Annotated in this window: 17 protein-coding genes; 7 read left to right on the top strand and 10 right to left on the bottom strand. The window is 60.8% G+C overall.

The features are described 5' to 3' along the window. Positions 1-59 precede the first annotated feature (59 nt). Positions 60-1,349 (top strand): tol-pal system protein YbgF, encoded by a 1,290-nt coding sequence (locus tag ACP7AJ_RS02610; RefSeq protein ID WP_426058624.1) that lies wholly within the window; start codon positions 60-62, stop codon positions 1,347-1,349. Between the two features lie 81 nt (positions 1,350-1,430). Here ACP7AJ_RS02610 and ACP7AJ_RS02605 read toward each other — a convergent pair whose 3' ends face one another. From ACP7AJ_RS02605 to ACP7AJ_RS02590, 4 genes are all read right to left on the bottom strand, one after another. Then, positions 1,431-2,501, bottom strand: coding sequence for a chorismate mutase (locus ACP7AJ_RS02605; RefSeq protein ID WP_426058623.1), 1,071 nt, complete (start codon positions 2,499-2,501; stop codon positions 1,431-1,433). Between the two features lie 174 nt (positions 2,502-2,675). Continuing rightward, positions 2,676-3,521, bottom strand: coding sequence for a prephenate dehydrogenase (locus ACP7AJ_RS02600; protein WP_426058622.1), 846 nt, complete (start codon positions 3,519-3,521; stop codon positions 2,676-2,678). 81 nt (positions 3,522-3,602) lie between these two features. Next, positions 3,603-4,814, bottom strand: coding sequence for a pyridoxal phosphate-dependent aminotransferase (locus ACP7AJ_RS02595; RefSeq protein WP_426058621.1), 1,212 nt, complete (start codon positions 4,812-4,814; stop codon positions 3,603-3,605). 15 nt (positions 4,815-4,829) lie between these two features. Beyond that, positions 4,830-5,714, bottom strand: a complete 885-nt coding sequence (locus ACP7AJ_RS02590; RefSeq protein ID WP_426058620.1) for a prephenate dehydratase — start codon at positions 5,712-5,714, stop codon at positions 4,830-4,832. A 594-nt stretch (positions 5,715-6,308) separates the two neighbouring features. On the opposite strand from ACP7AJ_RS02590, the gene ACP7AJ_RS02585 reads away from it, so the two are divergent. Continuing rightward, on the top strand, positions 6,309-7,400 hold the full coding sequence (locus ACP7AJ_RS02585) for an NADH:flavin oxidoreductase/NADH oxidase (protein WP_426058619.1): 1,092 nt from the start codon (positions 6,309-6,311) through the stop codon (positions 7,398-7,400). A 246-nt stretch (positions 7,401-7,646) separates the two neighbouring features. Here the strand turns inward: ACP7AJ_RS02585 and ACP7AJ_RS02580 are convergent, their stop codons facing one another. After that, entirely contained in the window at positions 7,647-8,354 is a 708-nt protein-coding gene (locus ACP7AJ_RS02580; RefSeq protein ID WP_426058618.1) for a haloacid dehalogenase type II, read from the bottom strand. 60 nt (positions 8,355-8,414) lie between these two features. Continuing rightward, positions 8,415-8,939: a DinB family protein gene (locus ACP7AJ_RS02575; protein WP_426058617.1), complete on the bottom strand. Its 525-nt coding sequence runs from the start codon at positions 8,937-8,939 to the stop codon at positions 8,415-8,417. Between the two features lie 93 nt (positions 8,940-9,032). Here ACP7AJ_RS02575 and lysA point away from each other — a divergent pair, with 93 nt between their 5' ends. Beyond that, positions 9,033-10,259, top strand: coding sequence for a diaminopimelate decarboxylase (gene lysA, locus ACP7AJ_RS02570; protein WP_426058616.1), 1,227 nt, complete (start codon positions 9,033-9,035; stop codon positions 10,257-10,259). An 87-nt stretch (positions 10,260-10,346) separates the two neighbouring features. Here lysA and ACP7AJ_RS02565 read toward each other — a convergent pair whose 3' ends face one another. The 3 genes from ACP7AJ_RS02565 to ACP7AJ_RS02555 form a co-directional block, all read right to left on the bottom strand. Next, entirely contained in the window at positions 10,347-10,766 is a 420-nt protein-coding gene (locus ACP7AJ_RS02565; RefSeq protein WP_426058615.1) for a hypothetical protein, read from the bottom strand. A gap of 131 nt (positions 10,767-10,897) precedes the next feature. Beyond that, on the bottom strand, positions 10,898-11,749 hold the full coding sequence (locus ACP7AJ_RS02560; protein WP_426058898.1) for a pirin family protein: 852 nt from the start codon (positions 11,747-11,749) through the stop codon (positions 10,898-10,900). Positions 11,750-11,940: 191 nt separating this feature from the next. Then, positions 11,941-13,164, bottom strand: a complete 1,224-nt coding sequence (locus ACP7AJ_RS02555) for a Gfo/Idh/MocA family protein (protein ID WP_426058614.1) — start codon at positions 13,162-13,164, stop codon at positions 11,941-11,943. A gap of 250 nt (positions 13,165-13,414) precedes the next feature. Here ACP7AJ_RS02555 and ACP7AJ_RS02550 point away from each other — a divergent pair, with 250 nt between their 5' ends. The 4 genes from ACP7AJ_RS02550 (at position 13,415) to ACP7AJ_RS02535 (ending at position 19,370) form a co-directional block, all read left to right on the top strand. Beyond that, a complete protein-coding gene (locus ACP7AJ_RS02550; RefSeq protein WP_426058897.1) occupies positions 13,415-15,487 on the top strand; it encodes an ExeM/NucH family extracellular endonuclease in 2,073 nt (690 codons plus the stop codon). 91 nt (positions 15,488-15,578) lie between these two features. Next, positions 15,579-16,181 carry a pentapeptide repeat-containing protein gene (locus ACP7AJ_RS02545; RefSeq protein ID WP_426058613.1) on the top strand — a complete coding sequence of 201 codons (603 nt, stop codon included), beginning with the start codon at positions 15,579-15,581 and terminating at the stop codon, positions 16,179-16,181. A 313-nt stretch (positions 16,182-16,494) separates the two neighbouring features. Beyond that, the gene (locus tag ACP7AJ_RS02540; RefSeq protein ID WP_426058612.1) at positions 16,495-17,529 is read left to right on the top strand and encodes a LacI family DNA-binding transcriptional regulator; all 1,035 of its coding nucleotides are present in this window, start codon (positions 16,495-16,497) and stop codon (positions 17,527-17,529) included. 179 nt (positions 17,530-17,708) lie between these two features. Next, positions 17,709-19,370: an MFS transporter gene (locus ACP7AJ_RS02535; RefSeq protein WP_426058611.1), complete on the top strand. Its 1,662-nt coding sequence runs from the start codon at positions 17,709-17,711 to the stop codon at positions 19,368-19,370. Positions 19,371-19,403: 33 nt separating this feature from the next. Here the strand turns inward: ACP7AJ_RS02535 and ACP7AJ_RS02530 are convergent, their stop codons facing one another. Beyond that, positions 19,404-19,817, bottom strand: coding sequence for a hypothetical protein (locus ACP7AJ_RS02530; protein ID WP_426058610.1), 414 nt, complete (start codon positions 19,815-19,817; stop codon positions 19,404-19,406). Between the last annotated feature and the right edge of the window lie 24 nt (positions 19,818-19,841).

Genomic DNA, 19,841 nt, shown 5'->3' with positions numbered 1-19,841 from the left:
CATATTCCATCTTGCCCATGGCGCATTTGTACCGATTTCTTCGTCCGTTGCAACTAGCCGTGGTCGCAATTTTATTATTTATTGACGGGTCCCGCGCGCAGGCGCAGGGCCAGCTTGCACCTGCTTTTCCCTCCTTGGCCGATACCATTCGGGCCATGCCCGGCGTAGACCTGGCCGATGTGTTTGTGGCCCCGGCAGCTGTCGACACCAAGGAGTGGCTTTTGCTTAACCAGGATATCCAGGTGGAACTGAGTGGCGCGGTGCAGAACCTTTACAACTTCAAGTTCGACCAAGCCGAAAAGCAGTTCCGCTCCCTGCGCCGCCGCTACCCGCAGCACCCCATGGCCTACTTCCTGCTGGGGCTGAATACTTGGTGGAAAATCATGCCCAGCAACACGTACAACAAGCAGTACGACAAGCTCTTCTTTGCCTACATGGACACGGCCATCACCAAAGCCGAAACCATGTACCAAGCCGACTCGCGCAACTACGAAGCCGCCTTCTTTCTCTCGGCCGCCTACGGTTTCGATGCCCGCCTGAATGCTGAGCGCCGCAACTGGACCAAAGCCACCGTCAGCAGCAAGCGCTCGCTCACCTACCTGCAAAAAAGCCGGGAAGCCAATGGGCTGAGCCCCGAGTTTGTGTTCGGCGAAGGCCTATTCAACTACTACGCCGTCTGGATTGCCGAGGAATACCCCTTGCTGCGCCCGGTGCTGCTGTTCTTTCCGCGCGGCGACCGGGCCACCGGCTTGGCCCAGCTCAACAACGTAGCCCAAAACGGCTTTTATACGGCCACCGAAGCGCGCTTTTTCCGCATGCGCATCCTGGGCAGCGCCACCGAGAACAACCCGGCCGCTGCGCTGGAAACCGCCCGCACCCTGACCAAAGATTTCCCGGACAACAGCTGCTTCCAGCGCGCGCATGCCCAGAATAGCTTTGCCCAGGGTGAGCTCACCGAATGCGAGCGTATCAGCCGCGAAATTCTGACCAAAGTCAACGCGGGCATGCCCGGCTACGAGGGTTTCAGCGGGCGCATTGCTTCCTACTACCTTGGCTACGTAGAACAATACAAGCACCGCAACCCCGCCGCCGCGCAGGACTACTACCGGCGCTGCGTGGTGTTCTGCGAATCGGTGGGCCAGGTCAAGGGCGGCTTTTACTTGTTTTCGATAGTCAACCTCGGCCGCATTGCCGCCACTGCCAACAACGCCCAGGAAGCCCGGCGCTGCTACCAGCTGGTGCTCGATAAGGCAGAGCGTAAGTCGGACATCCACAAAGAGGCCCGGGCGTACCTGAAAAAGAGCCCTCCCGCCATCACAAGCATTACCAACCTGGCCATGGGCAACTAATTAACCCAAGCGCCAACACGCGAAAAGGCCCCGTCCTAACCTCAGATGAGGCAAGGACGGGGCCTTTTCGCGTGTGGTCCCCTAGCCTTCCATCACCCGGGTTTGGTGGGTAATGGACTCCAGGTGCACGGCGGCCAGGTACTGCTCCACAAACTCAGGCGTGAGGCCCACGGCCTGGCCCTGGCGCATGGCGCGCTCCAGCACCTCGTTCCAGCGGCTGGTTTGGAGGATGGTGATGTCATTTTCCTTTTTGTACTGCCCAATTTTCTCGGCCACGGCCATGCGCCGGCCCAACAGCTGCATAATCTCGGCGTCGAGGTGGTTGATTTGCTCGCGGAAGCTGGACAGGGCGGTCAGGAACTCGCGCTTGTCGGTGCTTTCGTGGCGCCACACCAGGCCCTCGATGAGGTCACGCAAGACTTCGGGGGTGATTTGCTGCTTGGCATCGCTCCAGGCCGAATCAGGGTCCTGGTGCGACTCAATCATGTTGCCGTCGAAGCCCAGGTTGAGAGCTTGCTGGGCCACGCCAAACAGCGTGTCGCGACGGCCGCAGATGTGGCTGGGGTCGCAGAGCAGCGGCATTTCGGGCATGCGGCGCTTCATTTCGATGGGCAGGTGCCACATGGGCGCATTGCGGAAGTCGGTGTTGCCGTAGCTCGAAAAGCCACGGTGAATGAGGCCAACGTGCGTTAGGCCGGCTTTTTGGAGACGCTCCACGGCACCCACCCAAAGCTCCAGCTCGGGGTGAATGGGGTTCTTGACCAGCACCGGAACGTCGACTCCGCGCAAGGCATTGGCGATTTCCTGCACCGAAAAGGGGTTGCCGGTCGTGCGGGCGCCCACCCACAAAATGTCGATGCCAAAAGCCAGGCAGTCTTCTACGTGCTTGGCAGTGGCTACTTCCACGGCCGTGGGCAGGCCAGTTAGCTCGCTGGCTTTCTTCAGCCAGGGCAGGCCCTTGGTGCCCACCCCTTCGAACATGCCGGGCTTGGTGCGAGGCTTCCAGATGCCGGCGCGCAGGGCCTGCACTTTGCCGGTAGCGGCCAGGCGCTGGCAGGTGTCGAGCACCTGCTCTTCGGTTTCGGCCGAGCACGGGCCGGAGATGAGGAAGGGCTTGTCGTCGGGCTGGCGGTTGAACAGCGCGGATTTCATTGTGGGTACCATATGGGTTGGGTTGATTGTATCTAGGTTTGAGTGGTTGAACAGTCATGCTGAGCTTGTCGAAGCATCTCTTCGGCTTCGTTGAGCAGATTGGTTACTTCTGCGGCAGAGATGCTTCGACAAGCTCAGTATGACGTTTAGGATGTTATGACTCCTACTGTTCTGTTATGGCAGGATTTTTCGAATGTGGTTGGCTTGTTGAATTTGCTCAGTAAGTCCGGTGTAATCTTCCTTCGCCAGTAGTTCGCGCAGGTGCTGTAGCTGGTGCAAATGCTCGTCAAGCACGTCGAGCACATTCAGGCGGTTTTGGCGAAAGATGGGTACCCATGTGGCGGGCGAGCTTTTGGCCAGGCGCACGGTAGACTCAAAGCCGCCGCTGGCCAAGTCGAAAATGCGCTGCTCTTCCTTTTCTTTTTCCAGCACCGTGAGGGCGAGAGCAAAGGAAGTAATGTGGGAAATGTGCGACACGTAGGCCGTATGCAAATCATGGTCGGCCCCGTCGAGGTAGAGCAGGCGCATGGGCAGCGCATGAAATAGCTGCTCCACCATTTTCAGGGCGTCGGGGTCGCTGTGGGCAGCGTCGCAAAGCACCACGGTTTTGCCTTCAAACAAGCCCGCAATGGCTGCATCGGGGCCCGAATGCTCGGTGCCGGCCATGGGGTGCACGGCCACAAACCGGCCCCGGTTGGGGTGCTGCGCCACGGCGGCCAGCAATGCCTGTTTGGTCGAGCCCACGTCGATGACGACCTGGTGCGCCCCGACGGCATCGAGCACGGGCGGCAGCACGGTGACCATGGCGTCCATGGGCACGGCCACCACAATCAAATCGGCTTGGCGCACAGCCGCGGCCAGGCCGGGTTCGATTACATCGACCAACGCTAATTCCAGGGCCCGCTTCGCATGCGCGGCACTCTGCTCGACGCCAACGATGCGCTGAGCCAGACCGTGCTGACGGAGGCTGAGGGCAAGGGAGCCGCCAATGAGGCCAAGGCCGATGATGGTGACATTCATTTGAGTAGTATTGACTATTGAATGGACGGTGATGCGGGGCTTGTCGAAGCATCTCTGCCGCTTCGTTGTAGTAGCATTTAATTACTTCTGCGGTAGAGATGCCTCCGCAAGCTCAGCAGGACGGCCTTCTTGAGCACTGCGAACCCTGCCCAATGCCTCACGCAGCACGGCTTCCGGCTGGCAGAGGCTGACCCGGATGTAGCCGAGCCCGTTACTGCCGAAGATGCCGCCCGGCGTGAGAAACACCCGCGCTTCGGCCAGCACAGCGTCACTCAGGGCATAGCCATCGGCAAAGCCCGCGGGCACAGCGGCCCAGATGAACAATCCCACTTGGCCCGGTGCCGGCTCGCAGCCCACGGCGCGGAGCAGCTCAACCACCAGCTCGCGTCGGGCGCGGTAGGTGGCGTTTAATTCTTCGAACCATTCGGCTCCTAGTTCCAAAGCAACCACGGCTGCTTGCTGCACGCCCAGGAACATGCCCGAATCCATGTTGCTTTTGAAGCGGAGGACATCGGCCACCAAATCCGCGCGGCCCACCAGCATGCCCACGCGCCAGCCGGCCAGGTTGTGCGACTTGCTGAGCGAATTCAGTTCCAGGGCTACTTCGCGGGCGCCGGGCACGGCCAACAGGCTGATGGGCGGTGTTTCGTTCAGGATAAAGCCGTAGGGGTTGTCGTGCACCAGCAGGATTTCGTGCTGGCGGGCAAACGCCACGAGGCGGGTGAGGAAGGGCAAATCGGCCGCCGTGCCGGTGGGCATGTGGGGGTAATTAACCAGCATGACCTTGACCCGGGAAAGGTCGGCTTGGGCCAGGGCCTCCAAATCGGGCAACCAGCCGGTCGCGGCACTGAGGTCGTACTCGCGCACGTCGGCCCCGCAGATGTCGGCCACGGCGCGGTAGGTGGGGTAGCCAGGGTTGGGTATGAGCACGACGTCGCCGGCTTCCAGAAACGTCATGGCCACGTGCATAAGGCCTTCTTTTGAGCCCAGCAGCGGCAAAATTTCCGCATTGGGGTTGAGGGCCACGCCGTAGTGGCGCTGGTAGAACCCGGCCATGGCGCCGCGCAAGGTGGGCGTGCCCTGGTAGCCTTGGTAACCGTGGGCCGTGGGCAGCGCAGCAGTGGCGGCGAGGGCCGCCGTGACGCTGGGGTGCGGCGGCAAATCGGGGCTGCCGATGCCCAGGTTGATAATGTTGGCGCCGGCGGTATTGAGCGCAGCCAGCTCGCGCAGCTTGCGCGAGAAGTAGTATTCGCCGGTGTGGGCCAGGCGGCTGGCAACTTTGACTTGCATCATCGGATTCAAAGTGTTTTAGGCAAGAAGTTGGGGCGATGCTTGGGCAACGCGGGCGGAGGGGCCTTCGGCCGTGTTCCACTGCCCGCGATGATAAGTGCCCAATACCCGCAGTTCCTCCGTCACCGGGGCCAGGTCGGTGAGCAGAGCGCGGAGCTGGCCCGCGTCGTCGAACTCAACGTCGGCGTGAAAACCGTAGTGCCAGGGCTGGCTGGGGCGCGGACAAGACTGCAGCTTGCTCAGGTTAAGGCCGTGCGCAGCGACGCGGGTGAGCACCTTGGCCAGGCTACCCGGCGCGTGCGACGCATAAAAGTAAAGCGAGGCCTTGTCGGCGTCCGGGTCGGGCAGCACGGTTTCGGCGCGCTGTAGCACGAGGAAGCGCGTGTAGTTGTGCGGGTCGTCGTGGATGGCTGGGGCCAAAATGTGCAGGCCAAATTGCGCAGCGGCTTGCGCACCGGCCACCACGGCCACGCCGGGCGTGCGAGTCTCGGCCAGCAATTGGGCGCTGTGACCGGTGTCGTCGGTCTCGACCAGCTTCCAGTGGGGGTGGCGGTCGAGGAAATCGCCGCACTGGCGTAGGGCCATGGGGTGCGAGTGCACTGCCTGCACATCGGCCAGCGTGGTGCCGGGCAGGGCCAGCAAGTGCTGGTGAATGGGCAGGTACACTTCGCCCGTGATGTGAATGGCGTGGCGCTCGAGCAGCAGGTAGTTGGGCAGGATGCTGCCGGCCAGCGAGTTCTCCATGGCCATCAGGCCGGCGTCGGCCGAGCCGTTGACCACGTGGGCCACCACCGCAGCAAAAGTGGCGCAAGCCAGCAGTTCCGGCTCGGCACCGAAGTACTGCCGGGCCGCAACCTCGTGGAAACTTCCCTTAAAACCCTGAATGGAAACGTGGTTCGGCATGAGAGCAAGCAATGAATTGGGCAATAAAAAAGGCCTCCGTTGTGCGGGGCCCTGAGGTTGTTGGCAGGTAGTGTGGTGGTTAACACTGGCAACAGCGGGCCTATTTCTCCGGGTGGAAGAAGTAATAGCTGTAATAAAAAAAGACCTGTTGCGTGGAGAACATCGAAGAACCGGGCATTAAAAAAGCGCCTTCTCGGTGAACGAGCGGCGCTGGAAGTGTTTGTGTGGATTAGCTACAAACGGCGGCTCGTTCTACGCGGTGGCGCAGAAGTAATAGTAGCCAAAAAAGTAGCGCGTCTGGAGCATGAGGGTTGCGAATTGGGTTGCAAGGTAAGCAAGATTTTGAGAATTCGTTTGTTTCCTTGCCATTTCAGCAAGAAAACAACGCAGGGGAAATGAATAGTATAGGGGGGCAGATGGCGCAAGGAAGATATATAGTCCATCATACCGAGCGCAGCGCAGCATGACGTTCTTCTCTGTATCACATTCTTCTTATCTCAGTTAACCATCGGCAACCGCACACCAGCCGCCATAACCTAAGGCTCTAAAACGAGGTTTAAGCTTGCTATCCATCGCATTTATTAAGACTGTTCTATGGTTACCTTATTTGAACCCCTCGCCCTACGAGGCGTCACGTTGAAGAACCGCGTTGTTGTATCGCCCATGTGCCAATACAGCAGCGTCGACGGCTTTGCTAACGATTGGCACCTGGTGCACCTGGGCGGCCGCGCCGTGGGTGGCGCCGGCCTCATTATTTCGGAAGCCGCGGCCGTTTCGCCCGAAGGCCGCATCAGCCCCGACGACCTGGGCATCTGGAAAGACGAGCATGTGCCCATGCTGCAGCGCATCAACGCTTTTATCACATCTCAGGGCAGTGTGCCAGGCATTCAGCTGGCGCACGCCGGCCGCAAAGCCAGCACCTACAGCCCCTGGAAAGGCGAAGGTTACGTGCCCGAGCACGAAGGCGGCTGGGTGCCGGTGGGTCCCAGCGCTATTGAATTCGCCCTTAACTACGGTGCCCCGCAAGCGCTCGATGCGGCTGGCGTTCAAAAAGTAGTTGCCGATTTCCGGGCCGCCGCGGCGCGGTCACTCGCAGCTGGCTTCCAGGTGATTGAGTTGCACGCGGCGCACGGCTACTTGCTGCACGAATTTTTATCGCCGCTTAGCAACCACCGCACTGACGAGTACGGCGGCACGTTTGAAAACCGCATCCGGCTGCTGCTGGAGGTGGTGGCGGCCACCCGGGAGGTATGGCCCGAGAAATTGCCGCTCATCGTGCGCATTTCCGTAACCGACTGGACCGAAGGCGGCTGGAATGGCGACGAATCCGTGCAGCTGGCTGCCATGCTCAAAGCGCGCGGCGTGGACCTGATAGACTGCTCTACCGGCGGCAACGTGCCCAAGGCGCCGATTCCGGTAGGCCCTGGCTACCAGGTGCAGTTTGCCGAGCGCATCAAGCAGGAAACCGGCATTCTGACCGGGGCCGTGGGCCTCATCACTACACCAGCTGAGGCAGAGGCCATTTTGGCAAACGGGCAGGCCGATGTGGTGCTGCTGGCCCGGGAGTTTCTGCGTGAGCCGTATTTCCCGCTGTTTGCGGCCCGTGAGTTGGGGGTGGATATGGCGTGGCCAGTGCAGTACGAACGGGCGAAGCCACGGGAGACTGTGCCCGCGGGCCAGCGCTAGGGAAGCTCGCTCCTGGTAGGGCCCCACGCCCTCCGCAACCTTTCCCCTACCGGGCACGGCCCCGGCCCTTCTCCCAAAGTGATGGGAGCCTGACAATCAAACGAAAGCCCCACGGCAAACTGCCGTGGGGCTTTCGTTTGATTGTCAGGCTCCCCTCTCCAGGGGATAGGGAGGTGAGGTTCCGGAGGGCGTGAGCTTTTGTCTGGCAGAATACTCCACCAAATCTACCCTACGCTACTACAGCAATCACCCACTAATTTGCCGGGCTACTTCCACTAAGGTTTTGCCGTGGTAGGTAGGCGGGCCCACCAAGGGATAAAGCTCCTGCCCAGGGCGGGCGATGAACCCAGTGAACAGCCCGGCTGCCTGGGCACCGGCAATGTCCCAGCCGTGGGCGGCGATGAGGCCGGCTTGGTCGGGCATGACTCCCAGGTGACGGACCGCATCGTGGTAGGTGGTTCGCTGGGGCTTGTAGCGGCGAAGGGAATCGACGCTCAGCCCCTGCTCGAAGTAGCCCATTATACCCGCGTGATGCAGTTGCTGGTCGAGCACGAATTTGGTGGAGTTGGTGAAAGCCACCAGCCGGTAGCCAGCTTGCCGCAACATTTTCAGGCCTTTCTCTACGTCGGGGTGAGCGGGAAGCTGCGACATCAGCGAAAGAATCTCCTGTTTCTTCACAGCCTTCAGCGGCTTGGTTTCCAGCTTGGCGGCGGTCATGTCAAGTGCAACGTTGCCGATGACGTCGAATTCGTGATAGCGCTCCGTCACGGTATCGACCAGTGAGTACTGGAGCAGTAGCCCAAACCACTGGCGGAAGGCCGACTTATCGTGGAAAGCCGAAATGACGGCTTTTTTGAGCTTGCTCAAGTCGCGCAAAGTCTCATTAACGTCGAATAACAGGACTTTGAGCTGGCCAGGACGCGGGCGATGAACAGAGACTTGAATTGGAGGCATACGGTTGGGGCTAAAGGTGATGAACCCTTACGCATACGGTAAACCCTGCCACTGGTGGCCTTATTGCTGACTGGAGCGCACTACGCGGGCCGTTACCAGCAGCTGGCCCAGGTGCCGGGTGGTGTGCTCGGCCGCGTGCACCAGCAACCCAATGAGGGTAGAAGGGATTTGGGCCCGGCCCACGCCGCGCGGCTCGGTCAGGGTAATTTCGGGTGTTGCACGCAGCTGGGTTAGCGCTTGGTCTACCTGCCGGCTAAACCGGGCAACCAACTGTGCCACCGTATCGGCCTCGACGGCCAGCGGCGGATTCTCAGCGGCCAGGGCGGCGAGCTGCGCCTCACTCAACGCTTCGGCGCGGGCGTAGGTAAACAGCCGGTCGAGCACGCCGGACAGGTGTTGCAGGTGAAAGCCTACGGAGGCCACGCCTGCGGGCCGCTCGTTGAGCAATGTGGGTGGGAAGTCGCGCATGGCGGCGGTGAGCTCTTCGCGGGCTTGCAGCAGGGCATGCGCCACGGGCTGCAACAGGGGCGGCATGTCGGGCAGGGGGCCGCGCAGCCATACTTCTGGGGTTTTGGGGTTCGGCATAAAGAAGAAAAAGTGGAAACTATGGCGGGGGTGTGAATGTACTATCTGCTTGAGATTTACATAAGGCGCCGTGCGGGCCTTACTTTTGTGATTATGTCAGGTATTAACGATGCGCTGCGCGCCGCTGCCGACCAGTTCGGCACCCCTCTTTACGTTTACAACTCCGCGACCATCACCGGTCAGTACAGCAAGCTTAAAAAAGCTTTTTCGGGCCATAAAACGCGCATTTTCTACGCTTGCAAAGCCCTGAGCAATGTGAGCATTCTGCGCCACATTCACAGCCTGGGCTCGGGGCTCGACTGCGTGAGCATAAACGAAGTGCGGCTGGGCCTGCACGTGGGCTTTGCGCCCGACGACATCCTGTTTACGCCCAACAGCGTGACGTTTGAGGAACTGGTAGAAGCCAAGAACCTGGGGGTCAATCTCAACATCGATAACATCTCGCTGCTGGAGCGGTTCGGGGCCACGTTTGGCGGCTCCTACCCGGTGTGCGTGCGCCTGAACCCCCACATTGAGGCGGGCGGCAACTACAAGATTCAAACCGGCCACATCGACAGCAAGTTTGGCATCAGCATTCACCAGCTGCGCCACCTCGAGCGCGTGGTGAAGGGCACCGGCCTGCACGTGCGCGGCCTGCACATGCACACCGGCTCCGAAATCAAGGACGTGGGCGTGTTCATGCGGGCCCTCGAAATTCTGTTCGATGCCGCCGGCCGCTTCCCCGAGCTCGACTTCCTGGACCTGGGCTCAGGCTTCAAGGTGCCCTACAAGCCCGGCGACCCCGAAACCGACGTGAACGCACTGGGCAAGCAGGTGGCCGAGGCTTTCAAGGGCTTCGAGAAAGAATACGGCCGGCCTCTGGAGTGCTGGTTTGAGCCCGGCAAGTACATGGTGAGCGAAAGCGGCTACTTGCTGGTGAACGTGGCCGTGGTGAAGCAAACCACCGCCACCGTATTTGCTGGCGTGAACTCGGGCTTCAACCACCTGATTCGGCCCATGTTCTACGACAGCTACCACCACATCAGCAACCTCACCAACCCCAAGGGCGCGGAGCGGTTGTACACGGTAGTGGGCAACATCTGCGAGACCGACACCTTCGCCTGGGACCGTCTGCTGCCGGAAATCCGCGAAAACGACTTACTGGTGTTCCACAACGCCGGCGCCTATGGTTTCGAGATGAGCAGCAGCTTTAACTCGCGCACGCGCCCTGCCGAGGTGCTGCTGGACGAGGCCGGTGAGCTGCGGCTCATTCGCCGCCGCCAGACGTTCGAGGACCTGCTGGCCGGTCAGGTTGATGCGGAGGTAGTGGTGCAGGCGTAGCGGCTTCTTATCAAGAGTCCCTTGTTCCCAATTAAGCCATTGATGTAAATAAAGAAGAGGGACGCCAAGTGTGGCATCCCTCTTCTTTTAGACCAAACTGTGTAGCCACGTCTCTGCTTCTTCTTCGGTTTCGAAGGCGCGGTAGGTATGGGTGAGCTTGCGGGTGGCCAGCACAAACTGGTTCATGGCGAGGCGGGCAAACACGTTGTTGGCCACCAGCACGGCACCGTAGCGGTAGCCGTGCTCGAGCACGGCGCGAGGCAGCCATTCGCTGGTCATCCACTCTTGCTCGCTGGCGCTGAACGGGGCCATGTCGCGCTGGTCGACCAATATCTTCGACCAGCGCCGACGGCTCAGGGCCTGCGCCACGTGCGTGAGCAAGGACCGAAACTGTAGGGTTTCGCGGGGGCCAGCCCGGTATTCGAGCCGCAGGAAACCGTCGGGCTCTTCCCAAATACGGCCAATGGCGTTTTCGAAATAAAGCGAACGGGCAGGTGTCTTAATCAACTATTTAATAGAAAAACAGGTATCGGGGATATCGACTCCAAAACATGGAATAAAAGGTCGCATTCCCTTGAATTCTACCTCAACCGCAAAGAGCTGCTTGGGTTTGGGCTTAAGTCGTTTTTTTAGCTCTCCTACCCTTTCCAGCTACCAAAGGCCCCGCGCTGGTAGTCGCGGTAGGCCTGTTGAATCTCGGCTTCGGTGTTCATCACGAACGGTCCGTAGGACACAATGGGCTCCTGGAAGGGCTGGGCGTGGCCCAGCAGCAGCACGGCATCGGTGCTGGCCTGGATGGTGAGTTCGTCGCCGTCGTGGTTGAACTCGACCAGCTGCCGGTCCTGGGTAGTGGTGCCGTTGACTTGCAGGCTGCCGCGCACCACGTAGAAGAAAATGCTGCGGTCCGCGGCAATGGGCAGGGTGATGTTGGCGCCAGCTGGCAGTTCGAGCCAGGCGAGCTGCACATCGGCCAGGGGCTCCACGGCGCCCGCCGTACCTGCCCACTGCCCAGAAACCGCGTGAATGACCACGCCACCGTCCAGTGTCGCGGTAGGAATTTCGTTTTTTTGCAAGCCAATGTAGCGCGGGGTCGTCATCTTGTCTTTAGCCGGCAGGTTCACCCACAGCTGCAGAATTTCAAGTGGGCCGCCCTGCTTTTTGAAATTATCAGACGAGACTTCGGCATGAATGAGGCCGCTACCGGCCGTCATCCACTGAATGCCGCCGGCTTCAATCACGCTTTCATGGCCACTGCTGTCCTTGTGCAGGATGTCACCGTCCAGAATGAAGGTTACCGTTTCAAAGCCACGGTGCGGGTGCGGGCCGAAAGGCAGGCCGTTGTTGTTGGCCCGGTACACCTGCGGACCGTGGTGGTTGAGAAACAGAAACGGGTCGATGTGCTCGACGGAATCGGTGGGCAGAGCCCGGTAGGTAGTGAGGTCGGCAATGGGCGCGCTGATGGCGCGGTGCTGCTGCTTGATGGTGCGCATGGGTGGGTGTTTTTGGGAGGGCATAAAGGAAGAAGCTGTTAACAAGCAGAAACGTCATGCAGAGCGCAGCGAAGCATCTTTACTGCTGTAGTAATTCTGATTAGTTACGCGGTAAAGATGCTTCGCTGCGCTCTGCATGACGTTCAGTTCTGCATAACATGGTTCATTAAGACCAAGCACACGGCTAAAGTTTACGCCTCCTCCGTAGGCTCCAGGCCGCGGAAGGCGTCCAGCTTCTTCACCACGGGCAGCTGCACGGGCTTGTTTTCGCGGGCCGATTGGTAGATGGCTTCCATGATGCGCTGGTCCTGCAGGCCTTCCTCGCCGGGGGTGTAGGGGGTTTTGTTTTGGCGCACGCACTGGGCCATGTGGTCCATTTCGAGGGCAAACTGGTCTTTATGCGGGTTCTCGGGCTGTTCGATTATCTGCTGGCCGTCGGGGGCGTGCACCCGCTCCTGCTGCAGGCCGCGGTAAGTGAAGGCCGGGTCCATTTTGATGGTGCCGATTTCGGCGTACACGGCGTAGCGCTTGGCGTTGAAGCTGCCATAGCCTGTGGCGCAGTTGGCAATCACGCCGCTGGGGAATTTCAGCATGAAGCTCACGTTTTCCTCTACTTCCCGGAAGCGGGCATCGCCGGGCGTGCTGTAGATGGTGGCGTATACTTCGTTTGGCTCCTCGCCCAGCAAAAAGCGCGTGGTGTTGAGGCAGTACAGACCCACATCGGGCAGGGAGCCACCGCCGGCCAGCTTGGCCTGGTGACGCCACTGCTGGTCGTGGGCCTGGCTTTGGCAGTTCATGGCGTCAATCATCTTCACGCGGCCGTAGGTTTTGTTGCGTATCAGCTGATGGGCCATGCGGTTGAGGGGCTCGTACTGAATGCGGTAGGCAATCATGAGCTTTTTGCGGGCCTTTTTGCAAGCGGCAATCATGTCCTCGCACTCCTGCACGGAGTTGGCCATGGGTTTTTCGCAGAGAATGTGCTTGCCGGCCTTTGCTCCACGAATGGTGAATTCGGCGTGCATGGAATTGGGCAGCACAATGTAAATCACTTCCACCTCGGGGTTGTCGCGGAGCTGGTCGTAGGTTTCGTAGGAGTAACAGCTGCTGGGCTTGATGCCATATTGCTGCGCCACTTTGCGCATTTTGGTAGGGTCGCCGCTGACCAGAGCCGCCAGCTTGGCGTGCTTGCATTGGCTGATGGCCGGCAGCAACTCCTCTAAAGTGAGCTTGCCCAGGCCTACTAGGGCAAAGCCTACGCGCTGGTCTTCAGGGTCGGGGTTGGGCGGGCCGGCGCTTTGCGGCTCGGTGGGCGCGTTCAGGGGCGGCAGCTTCACCGCAAGCGAAGCAGAAGCTTTGTGTTTGGATGCAGCGGGCTTCTTGGCAGGCGCTTTGGCAGACGTGGTTTTGGGGGCCATCAGGAAAGTGAAGAAAGTGGTTCCTGGGCTTACGCAGCTTTCCCAATGGGGGGTTGGCGATGCCAAAATGCTGAGGTTGGGCCCAAGGGCACATGCCTTAATTGGCAAGGGCAATATGGACGCCCACTGCGCACTACCACCGCCCCAAGGCCATGACGACAAGGCTCCTAAGCCGCCCCTACTGCCTATGCAGCACGGTGGTTTTCAAGTACATTTGCAGCCATGGTTTCCCCATTCTGAAATTGATTTGATGAGATTTTTTACTTCTGTTTTCTTTTGGACCTGCCTGGCAGCCCTGACGTCGGCGCCAGTATTGGCCCAGCAGGTTACGTCCATTGGCGTGATTCAAGGTGCAGGCGTGCTGGCCACCACGGGCACTTACACTGTCGAGGCCATTGTGACGGGCGTGTATGCGGGCCTGAGCCCGGCCGGCTTCTACATTCAGAACGACGCCGCCGGTGCCGACGGCGACCCGGCTACCTCCGACGCGCTGTTTGTAGTGCAAACCAGCCCTAGCGTGGCCGTGGGCAACCGAGTGCGCATCACCGGCCTGGTGCAGGAAATTGCTTCCACGCCTTCCTTCAACCAAGCGGTACTCACGGGGCCGGCCATCACGGTGCTTTCCGCGGGCAATGCGCTGCCGGCCTTCGCTATGGTAGATAATGCCACGTATTCGAGCGAAACGGCCGAGGCGTTTGAAGGCATGCTGGTTCAGTTCTCGGCGCCGGTCACGGTATCGGACGTGGCCTCGTTAAGGTCGCGCGGCGAGCTAACGATTTCCACGCGCGGCCCGGTCTACCAGCCCACCCAGTTTGTGGACCCCAACGACGACCCGGCCTCTGGCACCAGCAGCGCCGGCGCCACCAACGTGGCCGCTGTGACTGCCTACCAGGCCGAAAATGTGAGCAAGTCGCTCATCCTGGATGACGGCCGCGCCGCTACCAATCCCTTGCCCATCCCCTACCTCGACCCCGCCACCCAAACCGTGCGCGTGGGCAGCACCATACCTAGCCTGCGCGGCATCCTGGGCTACGGTTTTAGCCGCTGGCGCGTGCAGCCCCTGCCCGGGCCCGACGCCCCCGTGGTGACGGTGGTGCGCCCGCCGGTGCCCACGTTCGGGCCCACCACTGTGAAAGTGGCCAGCTTCAACGTGCTTAACTACTTCAACGGCGACGGCGTGGGCGGTGGCTTCCCGACCTCCCGCGGCGCCCGTACCCTCGTCGATTTTGAGCGCCAGCGCAGCAAAATCCTCGCCGCCCTCATCCAAATGAATGCTGACGCGGTGTGCCTGATAGAAATTGAGAACGATGGCACGGGCATCCATTCCGCCATTCAGGATTTGGTGAACGGCCTGAACCAGGCCCTCGGCGCGGGCACCTACGCCCTGGTGGAAGATGGCACCCTGCGTCAGCCTAACAATACCGACCTCATCCGCTGCGCCATTGTTTACAAGCCGGCGGTGCTCACACCCCGCGGCAATGCCCTCATTGCCACTGTCAGCGGCGTGTTTGAGCGGCCACCCATCGCCCAACTCTTCACCACCAACTCCACAGCCGCGCCCGACACCTTTGCCCTCATCGTGAACCACTTTCGGTCGAAGGCCAGCGGCACTGGGGCCAACGCTGACCAGGGCGATGGCCAGGGTGCGTCCAACCTGCGCCGTAAGGACCAGGCCGCGGGTTTGGTGCAGTTTATCAATACCGTAGTGAAGCCCGCCGGCACGCGCTACGTGCTGAGCGTAGGCGACTACAATGCCAACTACGAGGAAGACCCCATGGACATCCTCCGCGCCGCTGGCCTGGTGGTGGGAGGCCCGCCCAGCAGCACCTCCTACGTATTCAGCGGCCAGAGTGGCTCCCTCGACCACGCCGTGCTCACGTCCAATCTGGTGGGCCACGCGGCCGTGGAAACATGGCACATCAATGCCAGCGAGCCCTTGTTTCTGGAATACAGCGTGGCGGGGGCCGCTACCGACGTTAACAGCCCCTTTCGCTCATCGGACCACGACCCCATTCTCGTCGGCCTCAATTTTATGGGCGTAGTTACAGGCAGGGCCAAGCCCGGCCCGGGCGTGACGCTACAGGTGTTTCCCAACCCGACGGCGGGGGCCTTCAACCTTCGCATTGGGAGTGCCACCGGCCCACAGCCGCTCACCCTGGAAGTAATATCGCTGCTGGGCCAGCACGTGCTGACGCTACGGGGCACGGGCGAGGAATTGCAGCGAGAAATTACCCGGCGCACGGCGCAATTGGCGCTAGGCAGCTACGTGCTGAGGCTCAGCGGTGTTGACTTTAGCCAAACGCAGCGCGTGGTGAAATTGTAAGCAGGTCTATGAGCGTGGAACCTTACCTGGCTGAACTTCATCCCGGCAGAACTCCACCAGGATTACCTTTGCCCAAGTCAAACGCCACCTCATGAAACCACGCCGCAAGCCCATTGCCGCCCGCAAACCAGCCCGTTTCCCCGCCGAAAACGTGGTGGAGCGCGGGGATGCCCGGCACCTCGCTGGCCAAGTTGAATTCGATGAATACCACTTCATCAACTGCGACTTTAGCGAAGTGGATTTGAGCCATAAGCGCTTTGCCGACTGCCTATTTGAGCGTTGCAACCTGTCGGCGGTGCGGCTGGCGGGCACGGCGCTGCAAAACGTAGCTTTTGAGGAGTGCAAGCTGCTCGGGTTGCAGTTCACGGCCTGCCGCGACATGCTGTTTGGCGTGCACTTCGACCACTGCCAGATGCGCTACGTGTCGTTTGCGGGCCGCTCCATGCCGGCCACGCGCTTCGCGCACTGCACCCTCGACGAGGCCGACTTTGCCGATGCCGACCTTTCGGCGGCCGTGTTTCAGGACTGTTCGCTGGCGGGCGCTGTGTTTCAAAAAACCCAGCTGGTGGGCGCCGACTTCACCTCTGCCACCGGTTTTACCATCGACCCGGAAAGCAATCCGCTGCTGAACGCCCGCTTCTCATTGCCTGGCCTTTTGGGGGTAGTGGCGAAGTACGGGCTGGTGGTGGAATAACTACCACACTTCCTGGCGACTGGAGACAGGGGCGAAGAGTTGAAAATATTCCCGAAAGCACCCTGGAGTACAAAAAATTCATTTTCTAATATCTGCGATTCCCTTCCGGCGAGTAGATTGCGATAGAATTCCCATCTACATCCGAACGGGCTGCTCCGTCCTGGCAGTCATTCTTCTTTCGGGTCAATTGTCAGCACGCAGTGCCGGAGCGCCCAGTGGGCAACAAAACTCCTTCTCTGGCATTGTTAGGGCTCGATGCCATCGGTTTGCAGCCGGGGTACGGGCATTTATTTAATCTTGCTACAACCAACAGATGGCCAATCGCCGCGCTTCCATTACTGACCTGGCCAAGACGCTGGGACTTTCCCCCTCCACCATTTCGCGGGCCCTGAGCGACCACGACGATGTGAGCGAGGCCACCAAGCAGCGGGTGCGCCAGCTCGCCGAGGAGCTGCACTACAAGCCCAACCAGCTGGCCGCCGGCCTGCGCCGGGGCCGCAGCAACACGCTGGGCGTGCTGGTGCCGCACATCACGGGGCACTTTTTCCCGCAGGTGGTGCACGGCATCGCCACCGAAGCCGCCAAACTGGGCTTCAACGTGATGATTTGCCAGTCGAACGAAGATGTGCTTCAGGAGCAGAAGAACATCGACCTGCTGATGAACTCTCAGGTCGAAGGCATTCTTGTCTCGCTGGCCAATAGCACCCACGACTTCCGTCACTTTGAAGACGTGCGCCAGCAGGACATTCCGCTGGTGTTTTTCGACCGGGTGGTGGAAAACTTTGAGGGCAGTAACGTGAGCTCTGTGATGCTCGACGACTACCAGGGCGCCTACCAGGTGGTGGCCCACCTCATCGAGCAGGGCTGTACCCGCATTGCCCACTTCAGCGGCCCATTGCACCTGAACATCCACAAAAACCGCCACCAGGGTTACCGCGATGCCCTCACTTCCCACGGCCTGCCCGTTGATGAGGAGCTGATTGTGTTCTGCGAGATGAACCAAAAAGGCGGCAGCCAGGCCATGCGCCAGCTCCTGAAGCTGGACCAGCGCCCAGACGGCATCTTCTCATCCAACGACCTCGCGGCCGTGGGTGCCCTGCAGGTAGCCAAAACGCACCGCCTGCGCGTACCGAAGGACATGGCCATCGTTGGTTTCAGCAACGAGATGTTCACCTCCCTCACCGAGCCCATGCTGAGCAGCGTGGACCAGCGCTGCGAGCAAATGGGCAAAACCGCCGTGCAGCTGCTCCAGAAGATGCTGAAAACCACCCCCACCCGGCTGGGGCCGCCCAAGCCCATTGTGCTTAAGCCCAAGCTGCTGGTGCGCGAGTCGTCGCAACGGCGGTAGGACTGACCACCAGAATGGTGTAGAGACGCCATACTTGGCGTCTCGTCGTTGAACGGGGCTAGAACGGCGCGAACGAGGAGACGACAAGTGTGGCGTCTCTACACCTCTTTTCGCCCGGCAGCCGTAAGTCGATTCACCCCTCTATTTGTTGTAGAAGGGGTGAATTCCGACTGCCTGCAATGCCTTCTGTTTCCCCTTCTCCACCGACGGCGGCCCCCAAACCCACGCTGCTGACGCCGTTTATGTACACCGTGTTCCGCGCCATCTGGATTGCGGGGCTGGTGTCAAATGTCGGAACCTGGATGCAGAACGTGGCCGGCGTGTGGCTTGTCACCACGCTCACCACTTCGGCCTTGCTGGTGGCCCTCATGCAGGCCGCTACCAGTTTGCCGGCCTTCCTGCTGAGCATGCCAGCCGGTGCCATGGCCGACCTCATTGACCGGCGCAAGCTGCTGCTGTGCACGCAGGCGTTTATGACGGTGGTGGCCACTGCGCTGGGAGTGCTCACGCTCACGGGCGGCATTTCGGCCCTGGGCGTGCTGGGCTTCACGTTTCTGTTGGGCATGGGGGCGGCGCTCAACTCGCCCATCTGGCAAACCGTGACCGTGGAGCTGGTGCCGCGCACGGCCCTGCCGTTTGCCATCACCCTCAACGGCGTCAGCAACAACATTGCGCGGGCCATTGGCCCGGCCGTGGGCGGGGCCATCATTGCCTACTACTCGGCGGGTTGGGTGTTTATGCTGAACGGGGCGTCGTTTCTGGCCACATGGGCGGTGGTGTATTTCTGGAAGCGAGAGGCCACCGTCACGAGCGGGCCAGCCGAACACTTTATTGGGGCGCTGCGGGCAGGGCTGCGCTACGTGCAGTATTCGCCGGCCATTTATGGGGTGCTGGTGCGCACGTTTGCGTTTTCGTTTGGCACGGCCGCCATGTGGGGCCTGGTGTCGGTGGTGATTGCCCGCAAGCTAAACCTGAGCTCGGGGCACTACGGCGTGATGCTGTCGTGGCTGGGCGCCGGCGCCGTAACCGGGGCTTTTCTGATGGGCCGGGCAGGCGCGCGGCTCACCTTCAACCAGCGCGTGCTGCTGGGCGTGCTGGCTTTTGCGGGTACCAACGCGGCCCTGGCCCTCATCACGCAGATTTATGTACTCTACGGCGTGATGTTCTTATCCGGCATTGCCTGGCTGATGGTGATGACCAGCTTCAGCACCACCGTGCAGCTGAGCGTGCCCAAGTGGGTGCAGGCCCGGGTCATCAGCGTGTACATGCTGGTGTTTCAGGCGGGCATGTCGGTGGGCAGCTTGGTCTGGGGCCAGTTGGCTGACCACACCACCTTGGAAATTGCGCTTCTGGCCGCAGCTGGCTGGATGCTGGTTAGCGCCCTGTTGGCCTTTCCCTTCCCTATGCGCCCGGCCGAAGGCCTCGACTTGGCCCCTGCTGAGCACTGGCCCGACCCCGACGCCGACAACAACATCGACCCCGACGACGGCCCCGTGGTGGTGATGATAGAATACCAGGTAGAACCCGCCAACTGGCCCGCCTTCCGGGCCGCCGCCGAGCAGCTCAAGCGCCTGCGCCTGCGCGATGGGGCCCTGCGCGCCGGTGTGTTTTCCGACATTGCCCGCCCCACGCTCATCACCGAGTTTTTCTACGTGGCCACCTGGGGCGAACACCAGCGCCAGCACCACCGCTTCACTAAGGAAGACTTGGCCGTAGAAGCCCAGGTGCGGCAGTTTCACAGCGGTCCGGAGGAACCGCGTGTCACGCATTTCCTGGCCTTCCCCAATACCTCGAATGTGGAAATTGCTACGCCCATGCAAACCCTGGAAGGCCAGCGCTAGCGGCAAGCCGGCCCCCTCTCGCTAGCCAAAGCGTCAGCGCTGGCTGAGCCAGGTGTTGGCCGCACCCTCATCGGTAAACCGGGCGAACTGAAAAGGGGTGGCGCCATTGAAGGCGGAGGGCTGAGAAGGGTTGGCGGCTTCGGCGTCCCGGTAGTGGTCGGGCAGCACCAGAAAGGCCACCCGCAGGGGGCAGGCCAGCTCCTGCTGTACCCGAGGCAAAAACTGGGTTATCACCCACTCGGGGCCGTTGCGGCGGCGGTTGGGCCGGCGGCGAGAATCAATATGCCAGCACCCGCAGTGGTGATGCAGGGCGGCCTGGCGCATGGTTTCGTACCCTTCACGCAGCTGCTCCTCGGTCACGGAGCACAGCCAGCGCCCCACCAGCTCGTTGGAATACGGCCGGTAGAGCACGTGTAAGAAAGCTGTTGTAGCAAAATTCTGATACATAACAGGCTCCGCACTAAGGGCATG

It is taken from the genome of Hymenobacter sp. B1770 (assembly GCF_049896385.1).
GTDB lineage: Bacteria > Bacteroidota > Bacteroidia > Cytophagales > Hymenobacteraceae > Hymenobacter.
The sequence above is the reverse complement of the archived record's forward strand: the minus strand, read 5'-3'. Positions and strand labels throughout refer to the sequence as shown.

Excerpts from the sequence above, each read along its gene's own strand:
- ACP7AJ_RS02585 (WP_426058619.1), top strand. The coding sequence starts at position 6,309 with ATGGTTACCTTATTTGAACCCCTCGCCCTACGAGGCGTCACGTTGAAG.
- ACP7AJ_RS02605 (WP_426058623.1), bottom strand. The coding sequence starts at position 2,501 with ATGAAATCCGCGCTGTTCAACCGCCAGCCCGACGACAAGCCCTTCCTC.
- ACP7AJ_RS02550 (WP_426058897.1), top strand. The coding sequence starts at position 13,415 with ATGAGATTTTTTACTTCTGTTTTCTTTTGGACCTGCCTGGCAGCCCTG.
- ACP7AJ_RS02535 (WP_426058611.1), top strand. The coding sequence starts at position 17,709 with ATGCCTTCTGTTTCCCCTTCTCCACCGACGGCGGCCCCCAAACCCACG.
- ACP7AJ_RS02555 (WP_426058614.1), bottom strand. The coding sequence starts at position 13,164 with ATGGCCCCCAAAACCACGTCTGCCAAAGCGCCTGCCAAGAAGCCCGCT.
- ACP7AJ_RS02560 (WP_426058898.1), bottom strand. The coding sequence starts at position 11,749 with ATGCGCACCATCAAGCAGCAGCACCGCGCCATCAGCGCGCCCATTGCC.
- ACP7AJ_RS02540 (WP_426058612.1), top strand. The coding sequence starts at position 16,495 with ATGGCCAATCGCCGCGCTTCCATTACTGACCTGGCCAAGACGCTGGGA.
- lysA (WP_426058616.1), top strand. The coding sequence starts at position 9,033 with ATGTCAGGTATTAACGATGCGCTGCGCGCCGCTGCCGACCAGTTCGGC.
- ACP7AJ_RS02590 (WP_426058620.1), bottom strand. The coding sequence starts at position 5,714 with ATGCCGAACCACGTTTCCATTCAGGGTTTTAAGGGAAGTTTCCACGAG.
- ACP7AJ_RS02530 (WP_426058610.1), bottom strand. The coding sequence starts at position 19,817 with ATGTATCAGAATTTTGCTACAACAGCTTTCTTACACGTGCTCTACCGG.
- ACP7AJ_RS02575 (WP_426058617.1), bottom strand. The coding sequence starts at position 8,939 with ATGCCGAACCCCAAAACCCCAGAAGTATGGCTGCGCGGCCCCCTGCCC.
- ACP7AJ_RS02595 (WP_426058621.1), bottom strand. The coding sequence starts at position 4,814 with ATGATGCAAGTCAAAGTTGCCAGCCGCCTGGCCCACACCGGCGAATAC.
- ACP7AJ_RS02580 (WP_426058618.1), bottom strand. The coding sequence starts at position 8,354 with ATGCCTCCAATTCAAGTCTCTGTTCATCGCCCGCGTCCTGGCCAGCTC.
- ACP7AJ_RS02600 (WP_426058622.1), bottom strand. The coding sequence starts at position 3,521 with ATGAATGTCACCATCATCGGCCTTGGCCTCATTGGCGGCTCCCTTGCC.
- ACP7AJ_RS02545 (WP_426058613.1), top strand. The coding sequence starts at position 15,579 with ATGAAACCACGCCGCAAGCCCATTGCCGCCCGCAAACCAGCCCGTTTC.